Source organism: Faecalibacterium sp. AM43-5AT, from assembly GCF_003603345.1.
In the GTDB taxonomy this organism is placed as follows: Bacteria; Bacillota; Clostridia; order Oscillospirales; family Ruminococcaceae; genus Faecalibacterium; species Faecalibacterium taiwanense.
Window position 1 is genome coordinate 38,411 of the sequence record NZ_QVGZ01000001.1, and the last position, 12,737, is coordinate 51,147.

9 protein-coding genes and 2 pseudogenes are annotated in these 12,737 nt (G+C 56.7%); 4 read left to right on the plus strand and 7 right to left on the minus strand.

The genetic code is table 11. The annotated features are described in order from the left end of the window. Nucleotides 1-3: 3 nt before the first annotated feature. Both DW937_RS00220 and DW937_RS00225 read left to right on the plus strand, forming a co-directional pair. Nucleotides 4-738: pseudogene (locus tag DW937_RS00220) on the plus strand (recombinase family protein); the annotation flags it as partial. A 100-nt stretch (nucleotides 739-838) separates the two neighbouring features. Further along, nucleotides 839-1,654: pseudogene (locus tag DW937_RS00225) on the plus strand (recombinase zinc beta ribbon domain-containing protein); the annotation flags it as partial. On the opposite strand, the gene DW937_RS00230 reads toward DW937_RS00225, so the two are convergent. The 7 genes from DW937_RS00230 to DW937_RS00265 form a co-directional block, all read right to left on the minus strand. Further along, on the minus strand, nucleotides 1,627-2,079 hold the full coding sequence (locus tag DW937_RS00230) for a tyrosine-type recombinase/integrase (protein WP_165852845.1): 453 nt from the start codon (nucleotides 2,077-2,079) through the stop codon (nucleotides 1,627-1,629). The pseudogene DW937_RS00225 and the gene DW937_RS00230 sit on opposite strands and share 28 nt — an antisense overlap. Before the next feature lie 204 nt (nucleotides 2,080-2,283). Then, a complete protein-coding gene (locus DW937_RS00240; RefSeq protein WP_118528267.1) occupies nucleotides 2,284-2,760 on the minus strand; it encodes a hypothetical protein in 477 nt (158 codons plus the stop codon). A gap of 131 nt (nucleotides 2,761-2,891) precedes the next feature. Continuing rightward, complete coding sequence (locus tag DW937_RS00245; protein ID WP_120119714.1) at nucleotides 2,892-4,289, minus strand: hypothetical protein; 1,398 nt, start codon at nucleotides 4,287-4,289, stop codon at nucleotides 2,892-2,894. A gap of 1 nt (nucleotide 4,290) precedes the next feature. Continuing rightward, the gene (locus DW937_RS00250; protein WP_118528263.1) at nucleotides 4,291-5,085 is read right to left on the minus strand and encodes a carbohydrate-binding protein; all 795 of its coding nucleotides are present in this window, start codon (nucleotides 5,083-5,085) and stop codon (nucleotides 4,291-4,293) included. Between the two features lie 11 nt (nucleotides 5,086-5,096). After that, complete coding sequence (locus DW937_RS00255; RefSeq protein ID WP_120119716.1) at nucleotides 5,097-6,893, minus strand: heparinase II/III family protein; 1,797 nt, start codon at nucleotides 6,891-6,893, stop codon at nucleotides 5,097-5,099. A gap of 14 nt (nucleotides 6,894-6,907) precedes the next feature. Beyond that, a complete protein-coding gene (locus DW937_RS00260; RefSeq protein WP_120119718.1) occupies nucleotides 6,908-8,170 on the minus strand; it encodes a response regulator in 1,263 nt (420 codons plus the stop codon). Then, nucleotides 8,145-9,962, minus strand: coding sequence for a sensor histidine kinase (locus DW937_RS00265; protein WP_118528257.1), 1,818 nt, complete (start codon nucleotides 9,960-9,962; stop codon nucleotides 8,145-8,147). Before DW937_RS00265 ends, DW937_RS00260 begins: the two co-directional genes overlap by 26 nt. Nucleotides 9,963-10,304: 342 nt before the next feature. Between DW937_RS00265 and DW937_RS00275 the strand changes: the two genes are divergently transcribed. After that, entirely contained in the window at nucleotides 10,305-11,624 is a 1,320-nt protein-coding gene (locus DW937_RS00275) for a sugar ABC transporter substrate-binding protein (protein ID WP_097778347.1), read from the plus strand. A gap of 175 nt (nucleotides 11,625-11,799) precedes the next feature. Next, nucleotides 11,800-12,726, plus strand: coding sequence for a sugar ABC transporter permease (locus DW937_RS00280; protein WP_097778346.1), 927 nt, complete (start codon nucleotides 11,800-11,802; stop codon nucleotides 12,724-12,726). Nucleotides 12,727-12,737: the final 11 nt, after the last annotated feature.

Sequence of the window (12,737 nt, forward strand, 5' to 3'; positions counted from 1 at the left end):
GCCATGACCGCCGTGATCTATGCCCGCTATTCTACTGACAGTCAGCGTGAAGAATCCATTGAAGGTCAGATCCGGGAATGCACCGCCTATGCGGAGAAGAACGGCTTTACGGTGGTCAAACACTACATCGATCGTGCCGTTTCTGCAAAAACGGACAACCGCCCGCAGTTCCAGCAGATGATTAAGGACAGTGAACGTGAAATCTTTGATGTCATCATTGTCTGGAAGCTGGATCGTTTTGCCCGGAACCGCTACGACAGCGCACGGTACAAGACCCAACTGAAGCGGAACGGCGTGAAACTGGTGTCGGCGACGGAAGTCATTTCGGCTGGCCCGGAGGGCATTATTCTGGAATCGGTGCTGGAAGGTTACGCCGAATACTACTCGGCTGACCTGTCTGAAAAGGTCGTGCGCGGCATGACCGAGAACGCTCTCAAGGGTATTTATAATGGCGGCACGATTCCGTTCGGCTACATGATCGATGAGACCCGGCATTACCAGCCCGACCCGTTGTTGGCTCCGTATGTGGAGCAGACGTTCCAGAAGTATGCAGACGGCGCGACTATGACCGACCTGCGGGATTGGTTAAAGGCGCACAACATTAAGAATTCGATGGGCGGGGAGATGTCCTACAATACGATTCAGCGGATGCTGAGTAATCGCCGGTACATCGGCGAATTGCGTCTGCGGGATGTGGTACAGCCCAATGCAATTCTGGCACTCGTATCAGGTGAACTTGTCGGGGTAAGGCCCCTCCATCTTGCTGCGCAAGACCGTTCTGTCGCTTGAAAGCCCCACTGGGGCTTTCATTGCTCCGCTTCGCTGCGCAAACGCGAACCTGTTCAACAAGGTGCAGGAAAAGCTGGCGAAAAACAAAAAAGCCCCTGCCCGTCATAAGGCAGAGGAAAGCTATCTGCTCACCACCAAGCTGTACTGCGGCAAGTGCGGAGCGCTGATGTTCGGAGAAAGCGGTGTCAGCCACACCGGGAAGATGTACACCTATTACAAGTGTGCTGCTGCCAAGAAGAAAAAGACCTGCGATAAAAAGGCCGTGCGGAAACAGTGGCTGGAAGATCTGGTGGTCAACGAAACCATGAAGCTGGTGGAATATGACGCTTCCATGAATGCCATCATTGCCAAAGTCATGGAATTGCAAAATCAGGAAAGCACGGATTTGCCCATCTATGAAAAGCAGTTGAAAGAAACGGAAGTCGGCATCACCAATATGCTGAATGCCATCCAGATGGGCATTCTGACCAGTTCCACCAAGGAGCGGCTGGAAGCGCTGGAAGAACAGCGGAAGGAACTGCAAGCCCGCATTGCAGAGGAACGGCTGGCAAAACCGAAGATGAAAGAAGAATTCGTCCGGTTCTGGCTGCTCCGTTTCCGTAAGCTGGATATGACCCAGCCGGAGCAGCGGCAGGCACTGGTGGATACCTTCATCAATGCCATCTATCTCTACGATGATAAGGTTCTCATTACCTTTAATTATAAGGAAGGTACGGAAACGGTCGCTTTTGGGGAAGCCGTGAAAGCGGAGAAAAGTTCGGATATGAGTGCGCGAGGTGCACCAGAAAAGCCACGCAGTAGCGTTGAAAAACGTGCTGTGTGGCTTATTTTTTTGTGTCAAATGGCGAGCTTGACTACCTTTTGACTACTTTTTGCGGAGTTTTCCGATTTGCAGGAAAGATACTCGTTAAGTTTATCAGCGACATGGAGCGAGTCTTCTTGTTCCAGATGAGTATAAATATCGGCGGTGACCTGAATGCTGCTGTGCCCCATAAGTTTTTGTGCTGTGCGTAAGTCTACCCCTGCACGATAAAGTGTCGTTGCGTAGGTATGCCGCAGCATGTGGGGATGCAGGGAGAACGGCACAAGGGCCGCAACGTGAGAGTTCCACAACCGGGTGAATGCGGAGCGGGTCATATCTCCGCCATCGACGGCTGGGACGATATACCGGCTCAAGTGTGGTGTTTCAAGCAAGACGAATCTGAGCTTGTCCGGGATAGGAACGACCCTGTGTGCGGTCTTTGTTTTGAAATCATCTACAGGGTCTTGCTGGTTGTTCAGAAAGGTCATAGCATAGCGCGCCGGATGGTCAGAGAGCTGCTTTGAATGTCCGACCATTGCAATCCAAGTGCTTCTTCCTTACGAAGTCCGCAGTACAGACAGAGGGCGCAGAATACGCGGGCGCGTGGTTCTACAACTACATTCATCAGAATATCAACCTCATTGGGAAGCAATGCTTTTTTCTTTTCCGCTTTAGCGTGAGGGGTGATCTTACTAAGTTTCCTCGGGCTGAAAATCTGCAAAAATCTGGGCGAAGAACTCTTCTGTCAGCTTTTCCTGCTGGTACTGACTACGGATGTCAGCATCCGGGTGGAGCTTCAAGATTTGCTCCAGAATGGAAAAAGTCTGTTCCGGATTTTTGAGCTTGTGGGAGAACAGCAACGGGCGATCGTTTTCGTAGTACATATTGATGTAGCGGAAATCCTGCTCGCCCATGGCCGAAATGGTCAGGGTCTTGTTGGGGCATCCGTGCAGGAATAGTCCTCGCTTGGCAATAAATGGTTCGTGCTCGAATGAGAAGATGGCCCGGCCTGACACTGGGACGATCAGTGCACTTTTCAGTGTGCGGTAGCTATTGCTCTCACCAGCGTGCAGAGTAAAGCTGCGGAAGCCGACAGACTCGATTTGGCCTTGATTGTATTCCTGAAATAAAATTTTCAGTGGATTAGGAAGATCGGATATTTGATTCATTAGGAGCTCCTTTGTGCAAAAGCGGTTAGTTGTTGCTAATATAGCACAAAATGCTGCCGATTGTCTACATGGGGAGCAACCCACACTGCATAAAAACTGACAAAAAGGACGGCTATGGATTAACAATTGAATCAAGAGCTCAAAGAACGCCATAAACGATCTTCCCTGTCAAAAATCGCAATTTTACAGCCAGCAAAACAGCTTTGTACAGCAATGCGCTGGCTACCATCGGTAGTGGTGTTATAACTTCCAAGATCGAGAGCGGAAAGTACCGGCTGCTCGTCCCAGTCGATCAGCTGTCCGGCCCAGTCGGCACCCAGCTTTTCGCTCAGCGCCCCATAAGCCTGCTCAAAGCCCTCTGGGTCTTCGAGGATCCAGATTGTACTTTCGTCGTTGGCAAGATCGGTGTTCAGTTGGGTGGCACCAGCCATCTGGCCGTTCATGTCGGTCAGGGCGGCGTTGGCACTCCATGTGTAGTTGTTCACCTGCACCACCACAGCCCCGTCGCCGTTGGCATCGTCCGCATAGCCCGCCAGCGCAGTCTGCAGACGCTGCACCGCATCGTCTGGCAGGGCTTCTGCCGTGACCACCGCCACGGTATAATCGGGGTCTACGGCGGTCAGCAGGCCGTGTGCCACATACGCTGCACCTACAATGACCATAGCCGCCACAACTACGATGCCCCAGTTGTAGTACCACCAGTTGACGCGGGAACGCCTTTTTTGCTCCTGCGCGGTCAGGATCTTATCGGGCGCTGCCGGGTGCGGAATGGTGCGCACCTGTACGCCGTATTCTTGCCGCAAAACGGGGAACAGGGTCTGCATGGCTGCAAGCCCGGGCAACCAGAAACCGAACAGCACTGCCCAGAATACGCTGACCGGGAACAGCAAAAGCATGCCGCCGATGCCTGCCAGCATCACGATACCTGCCGCCACGCAGCGGATCGGTGTGTTAAGCAGCAGTCTGCCCGCGCGGCGCAGCAGGCTGTCCGGGGCTTGCAGCGGCAGTACAGCGGCGCACAGGGTGCTGAAAACCGCCAGCACCAGGAAATCCAGCGCCAGAAATACCAGCACGGCAAGGCCGGGGTAGTAGCCCTGCTGTGCGGCGACCTCAAATACAAAGGCCGATACAAAGCACAGCAGCCCCAGCACCAGTGTGCCAATGCAGCCAAAGCCGCAGGCAGATTTCCAGTGGGCGGCAAGGGTCTGTTTTGCCCGGGGCAGCCACTGGGAGGGGTCGTTCTGCAAGCTGCGCAGGGCGCAATCTGCCAGCAACAGCATGGCAGGGCCGACCAGCAGACCGGTGAGGAGACTGCACACCACCGTGATCGGCAGGGAAAACAGGGTCACGCCCAGCGAGACCCCCAGCGCGGCGGGCAGACAAAGCACGCAGACTATCAGGTTTGTGCCCAGCAGCTGACCAAGGTCGCGGCCGACCATCTGGCAGAAGCGCGCAAAGCCCTTTTTCTCCGGCTCGTTGGGGCTGATGCCATGCCCTTCCCGCTCATAGAGAGAATTGTATAGGCTCATTTTATTTCACCTCGGTGCCAAAGGCTTCGATTTGGGTCAGGGCAGGGAAGGGCGAGGTACCCTCGGCCTGAATGAGGTCTTTCAGCACAAGGCTGCGCACCCGCTTGGGCTCAAAGGCAACGCTCTGGGGCTTGGCGCTTTTTACCAGCGGAATGTCCAGCTGACTGCCATCAGAAAATTCTACCGTAGCCTTTACCCAGTAGTTGTCGTGCGGAAAATCTGCCCGCTCGGTGATGCGCAGCTCCTCCAATAATACCTCGCGGCCAAAATCCAGGGTCAGGGCGGCGTTGGGGTCCCGGTTGATACCCCAGCTCTGGTAGGGGTATTCCCCATGGGCGCTGTTTTCAAAGATGCCGTCGATGGCGTTGCGGGCGGCAAACACCGCCTCGCCGCGCGTTTCCACGTTGGCACTGGCGTGGGGATAAAAGCCGGTGTCGCCGTGCTCATCGTAGCAGTTGAAGGCTAAGTTCCGCCGTGCAGCAATTTCTTCCGGCAGCGCAAGGCGTGCGCGGACGACATGGCGGCTGCCCACAAAGCTTTTGGGCGAGTAGGTGATGGCCTGCTCCCCGAAGGGAATATGGAAATTGATCTCCCGTTTTACCACATACACAAGGGCTTCGGGCATGGTGTCCTCAAACTGAATGACGCAGTATTGCCCGGGATGGTCGATTTCCAGCGCCACCCGGTCACCGGGCTTGTAGGAGTTGGTGTAAACAAGGGATACGTTGGTGTCGGCATCGCAGGTCATCAGGGTGTGACCCACTTCGTCCAGAATTTTCAGCTTGATGGTCTCCATGGCGGTTCTCCTTAATATAGCACGACATTCAGTGATTTTTTGAAATGCAGGGTGATCCTATAGATCGTTTCCGGCCATGCGGTGCGCAGGCGCGGGTCGGTGATGGGTACCGGTGTGACCTTGGCAGCGACCTTTTCCGGGTCAAACCGGATACCGCCCAGCGTGCCCACCGCAAAGCCATCTGCGGTGGCGGCAGGCTGCTGCTTGGTGAGCAGGGTCAGATCCACCGTGCCGGGATAGTCTGTTTCGTCCCGCAGGGTGATGCCCTGTTCACTGACCGATACACAGCGGCGGTAGGTGGTAAGCCCTGGGATAGGAGGGTACGCGCCTGCCAGCTCGGCGGTGATGCTGTTTTCCGTGGTGTGCACCTCCCGGGCGGCGTATTCTGCGCCGGGCAGCTGCTGGATGCCGTCAAAGGTTGGCAGGTTGTGCCATGCGCTCTGCATCGTCCAAATTTCGTATCGCTGAGGGCTGAAGGTCTTTTTGGTGTAGCTCTCCACCCCGATATCAATGAGGAACGGTCTGCCGTCTTTGTATACAGTAATGCTGCCGGTATCGTTGTGGTTGTGGCTGTCGCCGTTGGAGCCAAACTTTGCCCCTAACACCCAGCGACCCTGCCGTGCGGCGTAAATTCCCACACTGGGGTACCACACCGTGGGTAGATGCTGGGGAATTGCAGCGCATTCCATCAGCTCCTGCTCTGCAAAGGCGGTGATGAGCCGGTACCACAGGTTGATGTGGGTGCTGCCGTCCGGGTTCTGCAGGTGGTCGGGGTCGGCATCGGCACGGAAGTCTGCCGCCGCAAGTGCCTGCAAAGCATCGCTGCCAACGGCCTGCCCAAAGCGGTATTCCCGCGCACCGCACCGCCCGGCAAGGGGACTGCAATCGCCAAAGTTCAGGTAGTAAGGCCCTTCTACATGGACATTGCAGATGTACTCCGCAATATTTTTGATTTTAGGCTCATGGAACAGGGCGCAGAAGGCCTGCGGTGCTGCGGCAGATAAAATTTCAAGGCAGCCCCACAGGGTCAGCCCGGCGTGGCGGTAATACTGTGCGCCCTCGTTGCAGCAGCCGTCCGCGCCGTAGTCCTTCAAAAAGCAGTCCAGACTATACGCGGCCTGTTTTACCGCTGCGCAGCGCTGTTCCTGCGAGGTGGGCAGTAGAAAAACGGCAAGCAGCACGTTCTGGGTGCACCAGCTCGTCCAGTTGCACATGGGTTCCGCACCGTTTCCCATCCACCAGAAGTGGCCTGTAAAATAGGGCGTCAGGATGCGGGCGTTCAGCTCCCGCTCCATCCGCGCTGCAATGCCCGGCGCGGTGGTATCCAGTTCGTCGTGCAGCAGGTAGCGGGTCAGCGCCAGCAGCGCCCCGGTCTCGGCGGCAAAAAGCTCTACAATAGGCTGCGAAGTGTCCGGCAGGGGCAGCTGCGGGGTGTCCCGCACATAGCTGTTGTGGGCAGGCAGCTGCCATGCGCTTTCCTCGCAGAGCGCCCAGACGGTATCCGCAATGGCATCCAGAAAGCGCCCGCTGTGCTCTACGCACTCGGCGCATACCAGTGCGCACAGCCGCGCCCGGCGGGAAAAATAAGCCGCCTCCCATGCGGCACGCTGCCCGGTGCGGGTGAAATCCAGCCAGAGGGAGAGCGGCAGGGGCGCAAGGGGTGTTTGCAGCGCAGCTTCTCCGGCTTTCAAAAAGCGCTGCTTTGCCCGCGGGGGTAAAGCCAGCCATGCGGGGCGTTCTTTGGCAGGGGGAAAGGGGCGGTAGTCGGGAAGAAATTCCGGCAGAAAGGCAAGCTGTTCCTGTATCATAAAAGCCTCCGACTTCAAATACTTTGCTGATATTCCCGCGGGCTGAGCCCGGTGACCTTTTTGAACACCTTGGAAAAATAGAAGGCGCTTTCGTAGCCCAGTTTTTCCGCAATTTCGTAGACCTTCAAATCACCCTGTTCCAGCATTTCCTTGGCCGCAGCAATGCGGGTCTCGGTGATGTACTCCACAAAGCCGCTGTCGCCGTATTTGCCAAACAGCTGACTGAGGTAGTTGGGCGAAAAATTGAACACCGCAGCCACATCTGCCAGCGTCAGCTTTTCCGAAAGGTGATTCTTGATATACTCCTGCACCTGTGCCACTACCTGCATCTTTCCGGCTGTGGCATCGCCCTCGTTGACCTCTACGAACTGGATGGGCTGTTCCACCGTGAGCAGGGGCTGCAGGTGGGCGTTTTCCCGGCAGCAGCGCGCCAGCCCCAGCAGCGAGCCGGTGGGGCGTCCCACCGCCCAGAGCAGCCGTACCGTGAAGTAGTTGTATAGGATCTGGCTGGCGCGTTCCAGCAGCGGGCGCAGCACCGTCCGGTAGCTTTGCGCCTGCTGCGCTGTCAGACAGAACAGCACATTGCCGCGCAGCGCATCTGCGCCGGTCACATAGCAGGGCAGATAGCTTTGCAGAGTGGTCTCCAGCATACGCCCGCAGGAAAAGCTCAGTTTCAGCTGCTGGGCGGGGGTCAGCTCTGTGTTGGCAATGATCTCGCAGCTGGCTACAAGGTAGTTGTCGCTTGCAAGGTTCAGCTCCATGTGCTGCAAGGGCTGCTCCAAAGATTGTTCGTCCGGGAACAGCCCGGCGTACAGCCGCACGAAAAACCGCTCCTGATAGCTGCGCACGCTCTCGGCAAGGTTTTCCTGCACCGGTACTTCGCCCAGCAGGGTATGTTCCTTTTTTACCTTTTCGGCGGCCTTGGCAAGGGCGGTCTGCAGGTTCTCGGGGGTCAGGTCTAATTTGACCAAATAATCCACCACCCCGGCACCCATGGCCTGCTTGATGTAATCAAATTCCTCAAAGCTTGTCAGCATAATAAAGGCGGGCAGGGCGCTGCGCTCCCGGCAGGTGCGGGCAAGGGTAAGGCCGTCCATCACCGGCATTTTTACGTCTGCGATGACGATATCCGGCTTTTCCCGCTCGATCAGCTCCAGCGCCAGCTTGCCGTTGCGGGCGGTGCCGCAGACGGTGTAGCCCAGCTTTTCCCATTCCAGCATGCCCTGCAGACCAATGAGCACCAGCGGCTCGTCATCCACCAGTAATATCCGCAGCATGGCTGTCTCCTTTCTTCTGATAGGGCAGCCGGATGGTGACCTCGGTGCCCACGTCCTCTTCGCTTTCAATGGTCAGGCCATAGCTCTCGCCAAAGGAATACCGGATGCGGCGGTTTACGTTCCACAGGCCGACATGGCGGAACTTTTCAGTCTTTTCGGCTTCCTCGGTGGGCTCGTCCAGAAGGTGCGCCACCAGCTCCGGCGGCATACCCACGCCGTCATCCGTAATGCGCAGCAGCACATCCCCGTTTTCCAGGTCGGTGGAGATATCCAGCAGTACGCTGCCATGGCCGCCCTTGGGCTCTAACCCATGGAAGATGGCATTTTCCACCAGCGGCTGCAGGGTGAACCGGGGGATCAGACAGTCGCAGCACAGGGTCTCGCTTTCAATGCGGGAGACCTCTATCTCTAAGTCGCCGCCGTAACGGTACTGCTGGATGGTAAAGTAATCGTTGAGCAATGCCAGCTCCTCCTGCAGGGGCACCAGCTTCTGGGTACCCTTGGAGATGCTTTTGGTCAGCCGCGCAAAGGCGGTCACCATCTCGGCAATGCCGGGCGCATTCTGGATGGTGGCCATCCAGCGGATGCTGTTGAGGGTATTATAGATAAAGTGCGGGTTTACCTCGTTTTGCAGCATCCGGTATTCCAGCTCCTGCTTGCGGCGCTCGTCCTCCACGCGGCGGGTCATCAGGCTGTCTACGTTTTCGGCAAGCTGGTTGATGCCGCGGCCAATGTCGCCCAGCTCGTTGTTCCACTCCACCGCGCGGTCCGGGGCAAAGTTGCCGCTGCCCACGGTCTCGATGCGCTTTTGCAGCGCCTCCACCGGGCGGGTGATGACCAATTCCAGCCAATACTGTATAAAAAAGCTTAGTCCCCAGATGATGGCTATGCCAAGGGCGATGAGCCACAGGTACACGCCGTAGTGCTGCAAAAAGGTGCTTGCGGGCAAAAGCTGCACCAGCGCCGCGCTGCGGCCGTTCAGCGTAACCTTGACAACATAGTAGCTCTGGCCGTTCAGCTGCACCTTGCCCTGCCACGCGGTCTGCTCGGTCATGCCGTTATTGCTTTCGGTGCGCAGGGTGTAGGCTACCTCCCGCAGCCGGTTTTCGGTCTCGGTCAGGCTGCCATTTTCGATCTGCCACAGGCGGCTGCCCGTCTCCCAGTACAGCGCGCTGCCGTCGGTCAGGCTGTAACCCGCCGCCGGGTCGGTGACGATGGCGGTATCCAGTGCAAGGTAGGTGCTGCCCCGGTGCAGAGTGCCCTTGCCGCAGCGGATAGGCTGACTGATGGCAATGCAATCCGGGTTGCCGGGCAGCAGCGGGTCGGTGGTGAACTGCATCCCGTACCCCTTGGAGAAAAACTGCTTTACGCTGGTGCGGTTGAGCGCCGCCGAGGCGTTCAGCGTGCCGAACTGCAAATGCCGGTCATTCTCGTTGGTAATAAAGAAGCGGAGGATGTGGCTGTACAGGGTGCTGGAATAGTATTTTTCCTGCACAGCTTTGTAGGCGGCAATGGTCTGGGCGCCATTGACATCCTCCTGCGAGATGTACCGCCGCACGGTGCTGTTGATGGAAGCCCAGTTCAAAAGGTCATCGGCGCTGTCCAGACTGGTCTCGATGGAGGTAGCCACCAGCCGCAGGTTGAACTCCGCCGCCTGCAGAGAGTTGGCGCGCACATACTGGTTGGAGAGGATGAACAGTGCTGCGCCCACAGCCAGCGAGGTAAGGAGGGTAAAAAAACGCATTCCCCACATGATCTGCCGCCGCAGCGGGAAACGATGACTGCTTTTCATGACGGAGCCTCCTTTCCGGTAATATTTTGTATTCTTTCCTTTATACAGTACTGATTCCGACGCTGTTTGTCAACGGCTTTTTGCATGAAAATTGTGCGCTTTATACGCTTTTTTCTTTCGGTAAGGATGTAAACTGTGCAAGAAAGCAAGAAAGTGCAGACCCCAGTGTAAGAAAGTGCATCTTTTTCAAAAAGACGCAGAAAAACTGCAACAGTTCCAGAATTTTTTCCATTCCGGTTTTTGCGCCTGTGCGGTATCCTAGTGTCAACAAAAGCAAGCGGCTCCCAAGCACGGGGGACACCGCCGTACGAAACACACACTGCCCTGAAGGAGGACACACTTATGAAAAAGATTTCTCGCCGTTCGTTCCTTACCGCTGCCGCCGCCTGCGGCGCAGCTGCTGCCCTGAGCGCCTGCGGCGGCTCTTCCGCCAGCTCCACGGCTGCTTCCTCCGCTGCCAGTTCCACCGCTGCATCCGCAGCCGCAGGCCCTGTTACCCTGCAGTGGTCGGTGTGGGATAAGGAGTCCACCCCCTACTGGCAGGCCATGGCCGACGGCTACATGGCAAGTCACAAGGATGTTACCATCGAGATGGTGGACCTTGGCTCCAGCGATTACATGACCGTTCTGGCTACCCAGCTGGCCGGCAGCGCCGATCTGGATGTCGTGACCGTCAAGGATATCCCCGGCTACGCAAACCTGATCAATCTGGACTACCTCAAGCCCCTGAACGAGGTGCTGACCCGCGATGCCGGCGATTTCAACGGCACCATCGAGCAGCTGACCACCGACGACGGCAACTTCTACGCCGTGCCCTTCCGCAGCGACTTCTGGGTGGTGTACTACAACAAGGACCTGTTCGATAAGGCCGGTGTGGAGTATCCCTCCAACGACATGACGCTGGAAGATTACGATGCTCTGGCTCGCAAGATGACCAGCGGCTCCGGCGATACCAAGGTCTATGGCTGCCACTACCACACCTGGCGCTCCGCCGCTTCTCTGTTCTCCATTCTGGACGGCAAGAACACCATCATCGACGGCACCTACGACTTCATGAAGCCCACCTACGATATGGTCATTGCCCAGCAGAAGGACGGCATCTGCATGGACTACGGCTACCTCAAGACATCCTCTCTGCACTACTCCGCAGCCTTTGAGAACCAGCAGTGCGCAATGGTCAACATGGGAAGCTGGTTTATCTCCACGCTGGAAGCCTACATGAAGGATGCTGAGACCAAGTTCAACTGGGGCATCGTCAAGTACCCGCACCCCGCCGGTGCAGCTGCCGGTTCTACGCTGGGCACTGTGACCAGCCTGGCCATCAACGCCGATTCTCCCAAGGCTGAGGCCGCTGCCGACTTCATCAACTGGTGTGTCTCCGAGGAGGGCGCACAGGCCATTGCCAAGACCGGCACCTTCCCGGCTTGCGGCTCCGATGCTACCGCCGAGATCATCAAGTCCACCGAGGGCTTCCCTGAGGACAGCAATTCCGTGGATGCACTGACCACCAGCAATGTCTATCTGGAAATGCCCTACACCCAGTATGCATCTGATATCGAGACCATCCTGAACGCCGAGCACGATGCCATTATGACCATGAGCGAGACCGTGGACGAGGGCATCCAGAACATGAACGATCAGGTTCCCGCAGTTCTCGGCTGATAAAGCGTTTCTCACATTGCTTAGCGTTTCTCCTTCTTCATCATTTTCATTCCCCATTTATTTTCCAATAAACACACATTGGAAAAAGCCCTGTCCGAGCGGGGCGGGTATGCACAGCGCCCGCCCCGCTCATTTTTTGGTAAGCTGTTATACTTCCTGGAAAGGAGGCTCTTTTATGGCGAGTGCTGCTGTCCAGAATAAAACTCCCCGTAAAGTGCTAAAAAAATCGACCCGCGATTCTCTCATCGCGTATTCCTTTATTGCGCCAAACTTCATCGGTTTCTGCGTGTTTACGCTGGTGCCCATGGTGTTTGCCATTGCGCTGGCCTTCTGCGCATGGGACGGCCGCCACGCCATCGAATTTATCGGCCTGAAGAACTTTGTAAAGCTCTTCACCACCGATAAGATCTTTCAGGCGGCGCTGAAAAACACCATCGTCTATGTCATCGGCACTGTGCCGCTGACGCTGGCCTGCTCACTGGCGATGGCCGTGCTGCTGAACCAGAATGTGAAGCTGCGCAACTTCTTCCGCACCGTGGCGTTCTTCCCCTACGTTGCCTCGCTGGTTGCGGTGGCAGCGGTGTGGAACATGATCTTCAACCCCTCCATGGGCCCCATCAACATGCTCCTGAACCAGTTCTTCGGCGTGGCAGTGGAAAACCTGCCCCGCTGGGCTGCCGGCAAGGATACCGCCATGCTGACGGTCATCCTGTTCAGCGTGTGGAAGAACATGGGCTACTACATGGTCATCTATCTGGCCGGCCTGCAGGGCTGCAACCCGGATCTGAACGAAGCCGCTGAGCTGGACGGTGCAAACCGCTGGCAGCAGTTCTGGCATATCACCCTGCCGCAGCTGCGCCCCACCACCTTTTTTGTGGTCATCATGCTCACCATCTCCGGCTTCAAGGTCTACGACCAGATGTACATGATCACGCAGGGCGGCCCCGGTACCGCTACCATGACGCTGGTGTACTACATCTACAATGTAGCCTTCGTAAATACCCCGAAATACGGCTACGCAAGTGCTATTGCCATGGTGTTGTTCGTACTGGTGCTGATCGTTACCATCATCCAGTTCCGCGGCTCCAAGGGCGATAACTGAGAAAGGAGGAA